14 protein-coding genes are annotated in these 14,830 nt (G+C 68.8%); 5 read left to right on the top strand and 9 right to left on the bottom strand.

All coding sequences use genetic code 11. The annotated features are described in order from the left end of the window. Positions 1 to 7: 7 nt before the first annotated feature. The 3 genes from I5071_RS43205 to I5071_RS43195 are packed head-to-tail and all read right to left on the bottom strand — an operon-like array spanning position 8 to position 2,103. Complete coding sequence (locus I5071_RS43205) at positions 8 to 1,249, bottom strand: RNA polymerase sigma factor (protein WP_236519254.1); 1,242 nt, start codon at positions 1,247 to 1,249, stop codon at positions 8 to 10. 6 nt (positions 1,250 to 1,255) lie between these two features. Next, the gene (locus I5071_RS43200; RefSeq protein WP_236519253.1) at positions 1,256 to 1,597 is read right to left on the bottom strand and encodes a YciI family protein; all 342 of its coding nucleotides are present in this window, start codon (positions 1,595 to 1,597) and stop codon (positions 1,256 to 1,258) included. Further along, on the bottom strand, positions 1,594 to 2,103 hold the full coding sequence (locus I5071_RS43195) for a helix-turn-helix domain-containing protein (RefSeq protein WP_236519252.1): 510 nt from the start codon (positions 2,101 to 2,103) through the stop codon (positions 1,594 to 1,596). The genes I5071_RS43200 and I5071_RS43195 overlap by 4 nt, the downstream gene beginning before the upstream one ends. A 41-nt stretch (positions 2,104 to 2,144) precedes the next feature. Here I5071_RS43195 and I5071_RS43190 point away from each other — a divergent pair, with 41 nt between their 5' ends. Both I5071_RS43190 and I5071_RS43185 read left to right on the top strand, forming a co-directional pair. Further along, positions 2,145 to 2,990: a class I SAM-dependent methyltransferase gene (locus I5071_RS43190; RefSeq protein WP_419249618.1), complete on the top strand. Its 846-nt coding sequence runs from the start codon at positions 2,145 to 2,147 to the stop codon at positions 2,988 to 2,990. A gap of 49 nt (positions 2,991 to 3,039) precedes the next feature. After that, the gene (locus I5071_RS43185) at positions 3,040 to 4,452 is read left to right on the top strand and encodes a sensor histidine kinase (RefSeq protein ID WP_236519250.1); all 1,413 of its coding nucleotides are present in this window, start codon (positions 3,040 to 3,042) and stop codon (positions 4,450 to 4,452) included. A 3-nt stretch (positions 4,453 to 4,455) separates the two neighbouring features. Here I5071_RS43185 and I5071_RS43180 read toward each other — a convergent pair whose 3' ends face one another. After that, positions 4,456 to 5,307, bottom strand: a complete 852-nt coding sequence (locus I5071_RS43180; protein ID WP_236519249.1) for a hypothetical protein — start codon at positions 5,305 to 5,307, stop codon at positions 4,456 to 4,458. Positions 5,308 to 5,491: 184 nt separating this feature from the next. On the opposite strand from I5071_RS43180, the gene I5071_RS43175 reads away from it, so the two are divergent. Next, entirely contained in the window at positions 5,492 to 6,826 is a 1,335-nt protein-coding gene (locus tag I5071_RS43175) for a hypothetical protein (protein ID WP_236519248.1), read from the top strand. 1 nt (position 6,827) lies between these two features. Here the strand turns inward: I5071_RS43175 and I5071_RS43170 are convergent, their stop codons facing one another. Further along, positions 6,828 to 7,523 (bottom strand): DUF4336 domain-containing protein, encoded by a 696-nt coding sequence (locus I5071_RS43170; RefSeq protein WP_236519247.1) that lies wholly within the window; start codon positions 7,521 to 7,523, stop codon positions 6,828 to 6,830. Positions 7,524 to 7,876: 353 nt separating this feature from the next. Then, a complete protein-coding gene (locus I5071_RS43165) occupies positions 7,877 to 8,746 on the bottom strand; it encodes an NAD(P)-dependent oxidoreductase (RefSeq protein WP_236519246.1) in 870 nt (289 codons plus the stop codon). A 121-nt stretch (positions 8,747 to 8,867) separates the two neighbouring features. On the opposite strand from I5071_RS43165, the gene I5071_RS43160 reads away from it, so the two are divergent. Together I5071_RS43160 and I5071_RS43155 are read left to right on the top strand one after the other, a co-directional pair. After that, positions 8,868 to 9,692 carry an AraC family transcriptional regulator gene (locus I5071_RS43160; RefSeq protein ID WP_236519245.1) on the top strand — a complete coding sequence of 275 codons (825 nt, stop codon included), beginning with the start codon at positions 8,868 to 8,870 and terminating at the stop codon, positions 9,690 to 9,692. 40 nt (positions 9,693 to 9,732) lie between these two features. Beyond that, positions 9,733 to 10,578, top strand: a complete 846-nt coding sequence (locus I5071_RS43155; protein WP_236519244.1) for a hypothetical protein — start codon at positions 9,733 to 9,735, stop codon at positions 10,576 to 10,578. Positions 10,579 to 10,971: 393 nt separating this feature from the next. Here I5071_RS43155 and I5071_RS43150 read toward each other — a convergent pair whose 3' ends face one another. The 3 genes from I5071_RS43150 to I5071_RS43140 form a co-directional block, all read right to left on the bottom strand. Continuing rightward, positions 10,972 to 12,579, bottom strand: a complete 1,608-nt coding sequence (locus I5071_RS43150; RefSeq protein WP_236519243.1) for a hypothetical protein — start codon at positions 12,577 to 12,579, stop codon at positions 10,972 to 10,974. Then, on the bottom strand, positions 12,545 to 13,117 hold the full coding sequence (locus I5071_RS43145) for a hypothetical protein (RefSeq protein ID WP_236519242.1): 573 nt from the start codon (positions 13,115 to 13,117) through the stop codon (positions 12,545 to 12,547). The genes I5071_RS43150 and I5071_RS43145 overlap by 35 nt, the downstream gene beginning before the upstream one ends. A 446-nt stretch (positions 13,118 to 13,563) precedes the next feature. Beyond that, a complete protein-coding gene (locus I5071_RS43140) occupies positions 13,564 to 14,718 on the bottom strand; it encodes a hypothetical protein (RefSeq protein WP_236519241.1) in 1,155 nt (384 codons plus the stop codon). Between the last annotated feature and the right edge of the window lie 112 nt (positions 14,719 to 14,830).

Here is a 14,830-nt window from a genome sequence, read left to right as displayed (position 1 = left end):
CACGCCGTCAGGCTTCGTCGCGCTCTCGCATCAGGCGCCGCTCCAGGATCACGCGCTCGAACGGCGGCGCCAGCGCGATCGCCTTCTCGTAGAGCGCGATCGCCTCGTCGCGATGGCCCATCCGGCGGTGCAGATCCGCATACGTCGCGAGCCACAGGTGCGACTCCCTCAGCCACGTCGGCGGCCGCTGCGCATCGAGCCGCGTCAGCGCGGCGTGCGGGCTCTCCGCGTACGACAGCGCGATCGCCGCGTGCAGCTCGTGCAGCGGCGAGGGGTCGACGCGCGCGAGCCGATCGTAGAGCGCGACGATCTCCCGCCAGCGCGTGTCCTCGAACGTCGGTGCGAACGCGTGCTCCGCCGCGATCGCCGCCTCGAGGTGGTACTTCGACTCGAGCCCGTCGCGCGCCGCGGCCTGGAGCGCGCGCAGCCCGAGCACGAGATCGGCGCGGTGATAACGACGCCGATCCTGATCTTCCATCAGCACCGGAGCGCCCTCGTCGTCGGTGCGCGCGTCCCGCCGCGCGTGGTGCAGGTGCATCAGCGCGAGCAGCGCGAGGACCCGGGGCGACGCGTAGCGTGGATGCTCGGCCACCAGACGACAGAGTCGCAGCGCCTCCCGGCACAGCTCGAGGCGCAACACCCGCTCGCCGCTCGACGCGAAGTAGCCCTCGGTGAACAGCACGTAGATCATCCGCAGCACCGCCTCGGAGCGAGCGGGCCACTCCGCCTCCGAGAGCTCGAGCCGCAGGTCCACCTCGCGCAGTCGCTCTCGCGCGCGCTCCCAGCGCTTCTGCACGTTCTCTTCGGACGTCACGAGCCGCGTCGCGATCTCGCGCGTCGAGAACCCGCAGAGCGTGCGCAGCGCGAACACGATCTGCGACGCCAGCGGGATCGACGGCTCCGCGCACGCGAAGAGCGCGCGCAGCTCGTCGTCGTGCACGTCGTCGCCCAGGCTCGCCTGGGGCTCGCCCTCCTCTGCCTCGAGCAGCGAGTCGTCGAGCGTGGAGAGCCTTCGCTGTCGCCGGAGCTCGTCGACGATGCGATGCCGCGCCGCGCGATGGAGCCAGGCGCGCGCGTTCGGCGGAACGCCGCGCGCCCGCCACGCGACGGTGCCCTCGAGCATCGCCTGCGAGAGCCCGTCCTCCACGAGCGAGATGCGGCTCGTCCCGAACTCGCGCAGCAGCGCCGCGACCAGACGACCGTACTCGTGTCGCAGCACGAGCCCGATCGTCTGGTGCGCCTCGCTCATCCGATCTCAGTAGCCCGCGAGCTCGCGCACTTCGACGCTCGAGCCCGGCGCGAAGAGGATCGGGCACGCGCGCGCGACCACCATCGCCGCGTCGTAGCTCGCCGCCGCCACGATCGAGTAGCCGGAGACGATCTCCTTCGACTCGACCGTCGGTCCGTCGGTCACCACGCCGGCCTTGATGCTGCGCCCGGTGGGCAGGAGCCCGTCGCCCATGTCCACGATCGACGGGAACTTCTCCTTCCACGCCTGCCACTGCGCGAGGATCGCCTGCATCTCGTCGGGGGACGGCTGCTGCTCCTGCTCGGCGGTCACGTCGCTGCGGTAGATCAGCATGAACTTCTTGGTCATTTCGTCGGTCCTTTCGTCGGGGGCACGCCGGCCCTTCCCCCGGATAGCGAACGACCATGCCCGGTTCCGACACCCGCCCGATCTTTTTTTCGCTCCGGCGTCCGGTGCTCCAGACGACCGGCCGCGGCGAGCTTCACGATGCGGCGGAACCGCGGGCACTCCATGTGGCTCGGCGCAGGGCACGCCGCCGCGTGGCGCAGCCCGTCGCGCAGCGCGCCGAGCCGCGCGATCGTCTGGTCGAGCTCGTCGGCCTTCGCCGTCAGCCGCTCGCGCTCGATGCGCGGCAGTCCGTCGGGCGCGAACATCCGGGCGATCTCGTCGAGGGAGAAGCCCGCGACCTGACCGAGCGCGATCAGCGCCAGTCGCTCCAGCACGCCCTCGTCGAACTGACGACGTGCGCCCCGCCGCCTCGTCGGGCGGATGAGGCCCTTCTCTTCGTAGAACCGCAGCGTCGAGGCGGGCACGCCGGAGCGTCGAGCCACTTCCGAGATGTCGAGCTCGCGCATCGCTTGACCTCAAGTCGACTTGAGCTCGCAAGCTGCCGCTCATGACCACCCAGCGCAATACGGACTCCCCCAATCGCGATCAGGCCGCCCTCTGGAACGAAGCCAGCGGACGGACCTGGGCGGAGATGCAGGACGTGCTCGATCGCATGCTCGCGCCGTTCGAGCCCCTGCTCGTCGAGCGCGCGTTCCCCGGCGAGGCGAAGCGCGTCCTCGACATCGGCTGCGGCGCCGGCGCGACGACGCTCGCGATGGCGCGGCGCCTCGGCCCGCAGGGCCTCTGTCTCGGCGTCGACATCTCCGCGCCGTTGATCGCGGTCGCCGAGGCGCGCGCCACCCCGCCTGCAGCGTTCCTCCGCGCCGACGCGCAGACCCACGCGTTCACGCCCCGCGACTTCGACGCGGTGATCTCGCGCTTCGGCGTGATGTTCTTCGACGACCCCGTCGCTGCGTTCGCGAACATCCGGCGCGCCGCACGACCCGGCGCGACCCTCACGTTCGTCGCGTGGCGGAGCCCTGCCGAGAATCCGTTCATGACCCTCGCGCCGCGCGCCGCCGCGCCCTTCCTCCCGCTGCGCGCGCCCGATCCCGATGCGCCCGGGCAGTTCGCGTTCGCCGACGGAGATCGCGTGCGACGGATCCTCGACGAGAGTGGTTGGACGAACGTCGACGTCCGCGCCGCCGACGTGCCCACGCTGATCGCGGAGCAGGACCTGCTCGCCTACGTCACGAAGCTCGGCCCGGTCGGCCTCGCGCTGCGCGACGCCGACGAGACGACCCGCGCACGCACGACCGAAGCGCTGCGCGCCGCGTACGCGCCCTCGCTGCGCGACGGCGCAGCGCGCTTCACCGCCGCGAGCTGGCTCGTCACGGCGCGCGCCTCGTCGTGAGCCAACGATGAGCTGAGTGCGATCGACCCCGAGGGGCTATGTCGCAGTCGTGGCCTCGAGCGATCGGGATCGTGGCTCGATCGAGAGCGGCTCCGAGCCGCTCGCCGAGATCGAGCGGCGCGTGCTGGTCTTCGCGCGGGGCCTTCTCGTTCTCCTCTGGTCCCCGATCCTGACGCTCGGCTGGGTGCAGGCATGGCTGACCGACACGGTCTCGATCTGGGTCGTGCTCGCCGCGGTGCTGAGCTACCTGGTCGCGCTCGCGCTCCTCGCGTTCCGTCGCGCGTCGGTGCGGCTCCAGGCCACGATGTTCTGCACCGGCGGCGCCGTGGTGAGCGCGTGCAGTCTGCTGCACGTCGGACCGCTCGTCGGGGTGAGCCTCGGGATGGCCGCGACCTGCACGGCGTGGACGATCTTCTTCGGTCGTCGCGGCCTGGTCGGGAGCATCGCGGCCATGCTCGTCGTGTTCGCGTCGGTCGCGTGGGCCAGTCTCGCGGGAGTCTCCGACCTGGCGGAGCGCTCCCCGGCGGTGCCGCGGACGGCCGACGTGTGGATCCGGATGTGGCTGGCGACCGCGGCCGGGCTCACGTTCGTCTGCACGCTCGTCCAGACCGTGCTCGAGGGGCACCGCGCGATGGTGCAGCGCGCGCTCGCGAGCGAGCAGCGGGTCAAGGAGCAGAGCGTGGAGCTCGCGCGGACGCTCGACGCCGAGACCCGCGCTCGCCACGCCGCCGAGGGGGCCACCCGCGTGCGCGACGAGTTCCTCACGCTCGCATCGCACGAGCTCCGCACGCCGCTCACGTCGCTCAAGCTCGGCGCGCAGGTGCTCCGCCGCACGGGCGACGGTCCGCACGTCGAACGCATGGAGCGACAGATCCGACGTCTCGAGCGGCTCGTGCAATCGCTCCTCGACACGACACAGCTCGCGTCGGCGACCCTCCCCATCGAGCGCGAGGAGCTCGACCTCGCGGCGCTCGTGCACGAGGTGGTCGCGAAGCTCGACGCGGAGCGGACGAGGTCGGGGTCGGTCGTGACGGTCGACGCCGGAGCGCCGGTGATCGGGCGATGGGATCGACTGGGGCTCGATCAGGTGCTGACGAGCTTGCTCGAGAACGCGATCAAGTTCGGCGCGGGGCGACCGATCGAGATCGCCGTCGGGCGCGAGGGCGACGGCGCGCGAGTCGTGGTGCGCGATCAGGGGATCGGCATGGCCCCCGAGGTGCTCGAGCACGCGTTCGAGCGCTTCTATCGCGGCGTCTCGTGGACGAAGTACGGCGGGCTCGGGCTCGGCCTCTACGTCGCGCACCAGATCGTCGCGACGCACGGAGGCACGCTGACGGTCTCGAGCGAGCTCGGGAGCGGCTCGACCTTCACGATCGTCCTCCCGAGGGGCATGTCCGCCCAGCGCGACGAGAGAGCCCCGAGGGCCCTCGATGCGATGCAGGCGCGCGCGCTCCTCCGATGAGGCTCACTCGGCGCGTCGCACGCTCATGCGCGCTTCACTCGGCCCGGCGGAGACCACGCGCACCACCCACTCGCCGAGCGTGCAGTCGTCGCCCACGACGCACAGCGACGAGGCGATCACCTCGCCCCCGCGCTCGATCTCGATCTGCACGAGACCGCGTCCTTCTCCGTCGGACTCGATCATCTCGCCCCAGCCGCGATATCCGATCAGCACGTCCCCGACCCGCGCGCGACCGCGCACCCGCAGCGTGATGTCCGAGCCGTCTCCAGCATCGAGGATCTGCATGTGTGGATTGGCCAGCTCGACTCGCGTCCTCGCGCAGCCGTGCGCGTCGAGCGTCGGAGTCGTCCACGCGAGCACGTGATGATCCGCGTCGAGCATCTGCTCGTGCGCGTGCTCCGGCTGCACGTCGATCACCTGCTCGATGCGCTCGTCCCCGCGCTCGCCGATCATCTCGAGCAGCCACACCGCGCCGGTCCCTCGCACCGAGCGCGCATGGAAGCGCCATCCGTCGTCGCCCTCGAGCACGTCGGCGCAGCCGAGCTCGATGCGCTCTCCCCACACGAGCGCCCGCGGAGTCAGCGGCGCGTGCACGCGCGACACGCGCGCGCGATCCTCGTCGACCGATTCGAGCCTCCAGACCCACTCGCCGAGCCGCGCGTAGCCGGGGCTCCACACATCGATGCTGGTCCCATCGTCGCGCGACAGCCGCACTCCGAAGGACTGGCCCTCTTCGTCTGCGAGCGTGAGCCCGTCGAGCGTGAGAGTCTCGCCATCGACCTCGATGCGCTCGCCGAACGCGACCTCGAGCTGCTGCACACGCGACACGACGTCGGCAGTGTGGGTCGACGACACCGCAGCTCCTCCGCACGCGACACTGCACATCACGAACGCCAGCACGCACACGCGAGTCGGTCCCATCACCCGAGAGTCTGCCTCCTGGCCCGACAGCAGGTCCTTCACCGACGGCACGATACGCCGGCGAGCACCTCGTGCTCCCCGGGAAGCTCGGCCCCTCGAGCGCGCGTACCACGCGGCCATGAGCCGAATGGACTACGACGAGGAGGGGCACAGCATCGTCATCGCCGACGGCTCCGAGCTCCTCGTGTACGACGGCGCGAGCGAGGCACCTCGCTGGCGCACCGACGTGGGCGCGCCGCTCGTCGGAGTCGGATCGAGCGCGATCGCGATCGTCAGCCTCGACGCGAGCGGTGTCTTCGCCATGTGGTCGCACGAGACCGCGACACAGGTGCGCTCGGTCCCGCTCGGCGTCCCGGCGACGGCGCTCGCGCACGACTTCGACGGACGCTGCGCAGCGGTGCATCCCGGCGGCGTCGTATCGCTCCTCGGCGGAGCGCCGCGCGCGATCGACGTGCCGGGTGCGACCGCCGCGGCGTTCGGCAGCGACGACACGCTCCTCGTCGGCACCCGCGACGGCGCGCTCCATCGCTTCGACGCCCAGGGCCATCCGACCGGCACGACGCGGGTGCCGGGCCCGGTGCACGCGATCGCGTGGAACGCCGGTGGTTTCTTCCTCGTCGCGAACGGCGGATCGCTCCACCGCCTCGACGGGCTCGAGGTCGCACACGTCACCAACGCGCCCGAGCGTGCGCCGATCCGCGGCGTCGTCTGCTCGGCGCGCGGCGATCGCGTCGGACTGCAGGCGGGCGATCACCTCGCGGTCGTGCTCGCCTATCCGTCGCGCGAGACCGTCGGCCACGCGCAGTACGCGGACCGTACGATCTCGGGCCTCGCGTTCGGGCCGAGCGCGTGGTTCGCGGTCGGCCTCGACCAGGGCGACGGAAACAAATTCGACATGGCGACCGGCGCAGTCCACCGCACCGATCCGCATCCGGGTCGCCGCCTCAATCGCTGGGTGCTGATGTCGGCCTTCGGTCCGCCGCGGAGCGAGCCTGCCCCGGCGCGGCGCTCCGGGCCCGATCATGCGCGGCGCGCCGTGCTCGTGCGCTTCGTGCGCGAGCAGCTCGCCGCGCACCCGCGATGGGTGCGCATGTGGTCGGTCATCGCGCTCGTGTTGTGCCTGGGCGTGCTCGGCATCCTCGCGGGCGTGTACTTCGACGGAGCGGGCACGATGGACGACATCGGCCTTCCGCTGGGGTTCGCCGCGGTGTTCGGGCTGCTGAGCGTCGGAGGGATCGGGTATGCGCAGCTCGAGCTCGGCGGGCTCGATCGGCACCCGCTGATCGAAGCGCTGCGGAAGGATCGTCCGCCGATCGCGAGGCTCTACCGGACGACGATCATCCGGCGTGGCATGCAGAGCCCCGCGCTGAGCTTCGTCCTCGCGAGCGGCGGTGAGACCTGGATCGAGATGGACGACGCGACCCGCGCCGAGCTCGAGGCCTGGCTCGGGTGAGTCACGTCATCCACGTGCACGCGGCCGCGAGCGCGTCGCGCGCGCCGGTCTCGACCGGTGTGCCGTGTCCGACGACGAGCCGATCGAACGATCGCGAGAGCACGTCGTCGACGCTGCGGCGCGCCGCGCGACGATCGGAGAACGCGGCGAGCCGGAGCACGCGGCTCAGCCCGACACGATCATAGAAGCCCATCGTCTTCGCGTAGAACGCGGTCCACGGATCTTCGGGCCGCCCGACGTTGTGCACGAGATCCGTGACCACCAACGTCCCGCTGGGGCGGTGCACCAGCACGCTCTCCTCGAGCCGGAACCCATCGATCCGCAGCTCGTCGCACGCGTCGTGGAACGCGCCATCGCCGGTCGTGCCGTGCACGCGTCCGATGCGCAGCTCGGGCCGCTTGCCCGCGAGCCCCGGCGGCGCGTGCACGCAGGCGTCGGGATAGGCCGCGGCCCACTCGCCGAGCCACATGTGATGGTAGGTGTTGGGCGCGTAGAGGTGTGCGACGCGCCCCAGCGCCTCGACCGCAAGGCGACGCTCGGGCGTCGCGGGAATCGGCGAGTGGACGAGCACGCTCCCATCGCGGAGCGCGAGCACCGTCATCGTCGTCGTGAGCCGCATCCCGACGATGCGCACCGGCTCGGTGGCAACCCAGACTCCGTCGGTGACTCGAGTGAGAGCGCGTCCTGTGTCGACCATCCGCGCGACCTAGGACCGGTGCCGCGCGAGGTCGAGTCACCGCGCTCAGCTCTCTCCGCAGGGTTCAGTCGATGACCGGAGCAGGTGACTGGGCCGGCGCTCTCGCGCAGCGTGCCCCGAGGACTCGAGCGGGCCTATGTGTGCGAGCCATGGACCTGACGTTCACGCTCATCTACATCGCGCTCTGTCTCGGAGTGCCCGCCATCACGTTCGGGCTCTGCACGATTCAGAAGCTCCTCCACGAGTGAGCCCCTACCGGAGTGCTCGTCCCGCACGTCCCGGACGGGAGCGCGCGAAGCGCGCGGACGGTAGGGGCGGGCGGGCGAGCCGATTTTTCGAGAGTCTTTGAGCCTTCAGCGCATGCCTTCGTACGCGGATGCGATGTCGTCGTCGCGATGGCCGCGCTCGACCGCGCGCTGGATCACGCGGTGGAACGCTTCGGGGAGCCCCGCGTCGATGCCGTGCGCTTCGCTGATCGCGAGGAGGTGACGCACCGACGCCAGCGCGGGCGCGAGCGCCGACTGCGTCGTCGCGTCGGCGGCCCAGCGCCGCCCTTCGATCCGCTCGAGCGCCGAGGAGAGCAGCGGCTCGACGACCGGCCACGATCCTCGGAGCGCACCGCGGAACGTCGCGAGCGAGAAGCCCTCGGCCTCGCAGATCGCCGCCCCGTGCAGCACGCCGTGCACCGCGCCCCAGAGGACCACGAGGATCGCGTTGTCGAGCACGTTCGCATGCCCGATCTCGCGACCGACATAGAGCCCGTTGTCCGCGAGCGCGCGCAGCGTCGCCTGGTGCGCCTCGAAGAGCTCCGTCGGCCCCGAGTACAGGATCGTGCAGCCCGGCTGACCGATGAAGTCGGGCGTCGCCATGATCGCGCCATCGAGATATCGAATGTCGTGCTCCGCCGCCCACGCCCCGGCGCGCTGCGCCTCGGCGGGCGTGCCCGACGCGAGCTCGAGGAACGTCCTGCCGCGCAGCGCGCGCTGCACCTCGGCGTCGCGCAGCAGCGCAGCGCTCGTGTCGTAGTCGCTGACGATGTCGATCACGAGGTCCGCGTCGGCCGCATCGACGAGCGAGCGCGCGATCCGCGCACCGGCAGCCTCGAGCGCCCGCGCCTTCGACTCCGTTCGATTCCACACCGTCACTGCGTGCCCCGCCTTCGCGAGCGCGCGCACCAGCGCGGTGCCCATGCGACCCGCACCCAAGATGGAAACTCGTGCCATGTCGTTCTCCTCTCGTGCACGGATCGCTACCGCTCGACGCGCGACGGGTCGCGCACGATCCGCTGCGTTCGTGAGCACGATCGGATGGCGATCGGGCTGCTCGGAGCCCTATGGTCGCGTCATGTCGCTGACCGCGTTCTCACCGAGGGTCGAGCCGCGCTTCGAGCTGCGCCATCTCGCGCCCGGCACCGTGCGCTTCGGGGCCACCGCCGATCACTGCCTCAGCATCCACGCGAGCGCGCCCGCGCGCGTCTCGTGTCATCGCGTCGCGACACGCGCGGTCGTCGTGCGCGGCGAGATCAGCCTCGTGCCGATCGGCGGGTTCGACGAGTGCGTACAGGACGATCCGAGCTCCGTGATCGATCTGTACCTCCCGCCCTCGCTGATCCGTCTCGCCGCGGAGGACCTCGGGCTCGATCCCGATCGCGCCGCGCTCGAGCCGCGCTTCTGCTTCCGCGACGCGCAGGTCGAGCACATCGTGTGGGCGCTCGAGGCGGAGCATCGCGCCGCGGCGCGGTCCACGACGCTCTATCGCGAGAGCCTCGGCCTCGCGCTCGCCGTGCATCTGCTCGCGAGCTATCGCGCGCCCACGACGCCGCGCCGAGCGGCTGGGCTCTCGCCGCGGCAGCTCGCGCGCGTGACCGAGTGGATCGAGGCGCACCTCGACGGCGACCTCTCGCTGGTGCGGCTCGCGAAGGTCGCGGGCGTGAGCGCGTCGCACTTCCGCGTGCTCTTCAAGCGCTCGACGTCGATCCCGGTGCACGAGTACGTCATCCGCAGGCGCGTCGAGCGAGCGCGGGCGCTGCTGCTGCGCGGCGAGCTCGGCACGAGCCAGATCGCGCTCGAGGCCGGCTTCGCGCACCAGAGCCACATGGCGCGCTGCATGCGCCGCGTGCTCGGCGTGACTCCGTCGCAGATCACGCGCGCCCGAAGCGTCCGCGAGTGACCGTCTCGCGCTGCCGGCCGATTCGTGATGCGATCGCGGGGTGACGAGGATCGCCATGGCGCTCTTGTTGGCCGGCTGCGCGAGCGCACCAGCGTCGATCGACGCGGGGCTCGACGCCGCCTCGCGCGACGCGACCATCGCTGTCCAGCTCGATGCCGCACCGCGTGACGCGGCGGAAGCACCGACCGACGCACCGCCACCCGACGCCGGCCCCGAGACGCTCGCCGCGATGCGCGATCGCCTCTTCGCGACGCTCGGCGATGATGAATGCGAGCGCTGGTCGTCGATGGACGAGAGCCGCCGCGCGGTCTTCCTGACCATCACCCACCGCCTCTTCACGTCGATCACGCCCGACGGGCTCCCGATGCTCGCGCACGTCGAGCGCGTGTACCTCGTGCTCGGCGGCGGCGACGACGGCACGAGCAGCGGCGGCGCGGAGAACAATCGCCTCTTCCTCTCGACCGACGCCTACCTCCACGACCGCATGGTCGAGACGTGGAACGACACGAACGTCATCGACGACGGCGCGGGCGCGACGTGGATCCACACCCGCGACATCGCCGGCCCGCACGACCCCTTCGACGCCAGCATCGAGACCGACACCGGCCTGCGCTGCGTGTTGTTCTTCGAGACGTCCGACTCCCGTCCCCCGACCGCGCAAGCGCACTTCTTCGAAGGCGCCCCGGAGCCGGTCAGGCGAGGAGACGAGATCGATCTACCGGCCGACCCGCACATGATGGAGATCGATCTGGACTTCAATTGCGTCCACGACTCGAATCCGACGTGCGGCGACTTCTACGAGCGATACGTGACGAGCAATGGGGAGTTCGAGTGCGAGTGGGCGCCGAGTGGGTGCGGGTCGGTTGCGACGGGGTCTGGGGGATAGGACGCGGACCGAGGGGAAGGCGACGTTTTTCGCTTCCGCGGCCGCGGCGACTTCTCCGCGCCAGGGACATCTCGAAGAAACCGACCCACGCGCGCGAGTTCTGCCGGACCGAACCGCCGCTTCCCGAAGCTCCGCGGCGGCGGGACTGCCTGCTGACGAGCCGGCACGCTTGGGCGGCGCGTCCATCGCCGGCGTCGAACGACGCGGTCGCCATGAATCGTCGCGAAAGGATCGACATCCCAGCCGCAGCCGCAACCTGCGCTCATCGCAAGCCAACACCGGCGTCTGCGCGTCGCGCCAATCTGATGATCGTTCAACAACCGGCACGGCGCCGCGCGACTGATGTCCCGGCGTAGTCGGTCCGTCGCGCGTCCTGCCGAGCGAGCAGAAGCGTTACGGCGAGCCCGCAACGATCGCTTGCCAGAGTCGGACGAAGTAGCGGTCCCTGAGCAGGAGGCTCAAGCCAATGTACCAGCTCGGCCCGGCAATCTTCGAAGCGCTGAACTGCGCCGGCTCCGTTACTACGTGTTCGGCGTACGACCCATCTCCGTGGGGAAGCGTCTCCTCGAACCGGACGCTCATGAATTGGACGACGTCTTCTCCTTCCACGACGAACTGCCCAGGCGTGTCTGCCGCCTGCCAATACTGCGCGGCAATCTTCGTCGCCAGGAGGTCGTTAACCACGTCGGCATACAGTTGACCGTCCTGCAGAAAGGCTGCGAGGTCAGCGAGTGCGCATGCACAAAAGCTGTGTCTCGAGCCGGCTTGCTCGACGAACTCGAAGCGGGCGCCGAACACGGCACGAATCTCGTCAGCAGGATCTGCGTCCACCGACGCGAGGCCTCCGCCATCCTCGAAGCGATCACAGAGCCAGACGGTCGCGTTGCGGATCAGCTTCGTCGCGCATTCGCGCCTTCCAGTGGCGATGAGAACAAGCGCGGCCCACACGAGCGAGACGACATGGCGATCCGAAAGCGGATGGCCCGCACCAGGCTCTGCGGCCACGAACTCATCCAGCAGCTTCCCGAGCGTCACGCGCGTCGCGGGTTCCGACGACCAGAAGAACGCAAGTGATACGATCTCAACCATGCGCGCGCAGTACACAAGGTAGTGCGCGGGCTCCGCGACGCCGGGCAGTTCGGAGCGGACCAGATCGCACTTGGACGATCTCCAAGCGGGCTCGACAGAGGCGACAAAGCGACTACAGGCATCGCGCGCACCCGCGCGCGCAGCGTCACGCAGAAGCACAAGCTCTTCACTGTCAGAACCGCGATCATGAATCATGGCTAGCAGTGCACGAGCCAGCGCAAGGTAAGCGTGAACTTCTTCGTAGTGGCGTTCTCGTTGGCGAAGCGCCTGGGCGATCAACGCGGCCTCGAACGCTACCTTGAATACTTCTGTATCGTCATCGCGGGGCAGCCATGTCTGGGAGTACGTCTCCAGCGCAGCAGCGGTCGTTTTACCCTGTAGTGCATCGCCGTGGAATTGAAGAAACGCGCCGCTGCGGCGCAGATCGTCTGGCTGTGGCCCAAGTGCGGCGAGGGTCTTCTGAGTAAACCGCTCGGCAAGCACGTCAATCGTCCAGAACTCGATCTTCGCCAGCCCCAGCTTGCCGTGAACATAGTTTTCGTTGAAATCCTGCGCTGCGAGGGCAGCGTTGCCAGCGAGGCGTCCCGTGACGATCAGAGCGACGCGGCGGGGCAGGTTTGTGTCGAATCCAGGATGACCGAGATTTGAAGTAGCAGCCTCCAACAGCTGTCCCTGGACATCGTTCCTCCAGGTGCTTTGATTTATGTCACCCGCTTTGGACTGAAAGCACCACTGCTCCATACACCCATCAGAGCTCTTTCGCTTCGCCAGAAAATCTTTCCCAAACTCCGCATTTCCATGCGTGAAGTGAATATCGAAGAACTCGTCCGCATGAAGCAAGGCGAGCAGCGGAAGATCCAGATCGCGTTCGCGCAGGTCAGACAGAAATGCGGCGACTACGTTTTGCAGCATCGTATTGCTCCTTCTTCGCCTGGATTATCTGAGCATGGCGAGCGCTCTGTTCTTGAGTCATCGCCTGATTCTCGAACTCTCGCGCGACCTGCGGATTCACAACCAGGCTCGGCAGCTTGGGGGCTCCGTTTTCATCGAAATCGATATCCATCCGCTCGAGCATATCATTCACGAGATCCCAGCTGAGCGGTTTGCCGCGCGCATCGAACTCAAGACCCGTCACTCCGACCACCTTATCCGCCGAGGCGAAGAACTGCTTCGACATCTGCTCGACGTATCCGGATGCGAGCTCGTGGACAAAGGCGGATACAGCCTCGATGTCGCTCCTGCGAATTGCATCGAATGCGAGTGTTGAGCCACTCTCCATTTCGACCGTCTGCAGATCGATTGGCTTCTGCTCGTGGTAGAGTCGGTGTGGCCCCCGATGACGCGAGGTGACCGCTCTGATCTTCGACAGCAGCGGGTCTTGCTCAGCAAACCCGAGGATCGCCTGCTGGATGAACGAGGCGTATGCCTTGTCGTACTCGGTCAGCGTCATGTCAAGGAAGCATAGCGCAACCGAACGGCCCAACGGAACGTGCTCATCGAGCTCGCACGTACGAGCTCGACGGAGGGACGCGATTCAGTAGCGATCGAGGAGGCGATGGTGTGCTCACATCGCGCCATGCTGATCGTCACTCAATCCACGCAGGTGACGCATGCCCATCAGTTCGCGAGCCCGCGCTGCGTTTGACGTTGTCGAAGCACGTCGGCGGGTGGTGACCACTCGGAACCCGCACAGCGGGGCTCATCGCTAGCGTTAGCGACGTCGAGCTCGGGAGTTGGGTGTGATCGCTAACCTGGCGTTCCCAACTTCGAGGGTCGGCGTGGTCGCTAACGTTAGCGGTCCCACCATTCGACGATGGCTTCGAGCAAAAATTCTGGATGACGCAAGGACATCTGACATCTCGAATCGGGCGGGCCATTCGCGACGGCCCCACGAAGCTACGAGTCCTTCACCGCTTCTCGATAGATGCTCAGCAGCCCGCCATCCCGCGCTGCGAGGACCGTCTGTCGGAACCACGCGAGGATTGCAGCGCGCGGGTCCGTATCAGCGAGCGCATGCGCGATGCTCTGCGTCGCCCAGACAACTTGATGTTCGCCCGGCGAGAATCGCCACACGGTTCGTGCGTCACGTGCGTTGAGCGACGCGACGATCGCCGTGACGTCGGCTGCTCGCTGCTCCAGCGCGCGCTGGGCCGGCGACTTCGGCGGTGCCTCCAGGAAGAAATACAGATCGGGCACGTCGTCGAACGTCGTGTCGTCGCCGAGATAGAGGCCGATGAATCCGAAGTGCGTCGTGTCCTTCGATCGCACCCAGAGTCGGTATCCGAGTCTCTGATGCTCGTCTTGCCACGCTGCGGCGTTGACCTTGATGAAGCCTTCGAGCGTTCCGTCGGCGTGCATCTCGTTCCACGCGGCCGTCACGACTTCGGTGAACGACTGGCGGAAGCGCATGAACCGGCGCGCGGCGACGGCGCCGTCGTACGTCAGCTTCGGATGTGCCATCTGACGAGCCTCCATCACCTCGAGGAACTGGGTCGCGAGCGCCTTCGCGGTCGGTTCGAGCGCGTCGCTGCGATCGAGTCGCAGCACTCGCGCGAACGCGTCGTGGACTTCCTGCCAGCGTAGGTGGCCGCCGAAGCACGGGTGCCGCTCGGCGTCCTCACCGACATCGACGAGGCCTGGTGCGAGCGTGAACACCCAGTGCGAGCCCGGCGGGTCTGCTTCCGCGAGCTCGAGGTAGTCGTGCACCTGGTGCCGCGGACACGTGGAGTCGAGCTCCGCGCCGCTGGGCGTGAGATCGTGGTCGATCTTCAGCTCCACGACGACACGCGCCGGAGCGCGACGGTCCTCGAGGACGAGGTCGTAGCGACAGACGCCACCACCACGCGCCCGCGGTGTGATCACTTGCGTGTCTGGCTGGAGCGAAGCCCTCGCGAGGGCGGGCACGCGGCGCGACAGAAGCTCGACGAACGCGCGCATGAACGCGGGCTCGTTCCAGAGCAGCCACGCGAGGATTTCGGTGATCGGATCCTCGTGAGCGTGCTGCGAGCTCGCGGCGAATCGAAGCAGCGTGTCGAGCAGGTTGCGCTTCACGAGCTGACGGAGCGTACCGGAAGGCCGAGCCGGCTCGAACCACCCGCCAGGGTGACCGGAGCCCAGTGTTCGGCCTCTCACCACCCTCCTGGATGGTCCGACCCGCAACGCC

It is taken from the genome of Sandaracinus amylolyticus, from assembly GCF_021631985.1.
Taxonomy (GTDB): Bacteria; Myxococcota_A; Polyangia; order Polyangiales; family Sandaracinaceae; genus Sandaracinus; species Sandaracinus amylolyticus_A.
This window is presented reverse-complemented; position numbering and strand designations above follow the sequence as displayed.

Coding starts and splice junctions, on each gene's coding strand:
- I5071_RS43160 (WP_236519245.1), top strand. CDS start 8,868: ATGTCGCTGACCGCGTTCTCACCGAGGGTCGAGCCGCGCTTCGAGCTG.
- I5071_RS43195 (WP_236519252.1), bottom strand. CDS start 2,103: ATGCGCGAGCTCGACATCTCGGAAGTGGCTCGACGCTCCGGCGTGCCC.
- I5071_RS43165 (WP_236519246.1), bottom strand. CDS start 8,746: ATGGCACGAGTTTCCATCTTGGGTGCGGGTCGCATGGGCACCGCGCTG.
- I5071_RS43145 (WP_236519242.1), bottom strand. CDS start 13,117: ATGACGCTGACCGAGTACGACAAGGCATACGCCTCGTTCATCCAGCAG.
- I5071_RS43205 (WP_236519254.1), bottom strand. CDS start 1,249: ATGAGCGAGGCGCACCAGACGATCGGGCTCGTGCTGCGACACGAGTAC.
- I5071_RS43170 (WP_236519247.1), bottom strand. CDS start 7,523: ATGGTCGACACAGGACGCGCTCTCACTCGAGTCACCGACGGAGTCTGG.
- I5071_RS43150 (WP_236519243.1), bottom strand. CDS start 12,579: ATGCTGCAAAACGTAGTCGCCGCATTTCTGTCTGACCTGCGCGAACGC.
- I5071_RS43200 (WP_236519253.1), bottom strand. CDS start 1,597: ATGACCAAGAAGTTCATGCTGATCTACCGCAGCGACGTGACCGCCGAG.
- I5071_RS43190 (WP_419249618.1), top strand. CDS start 2,145: ATGACCACCCAGCGCAATACGGACTCCCCCAATCGCGATCAGGCCGCC.
- I5071_RS43175 (WP_236519248.1), top strand. CDS start 5,492: ATGAGCCGAATGGACTACGACGAGGAGGGGCACAGCATCGTCATCGCC.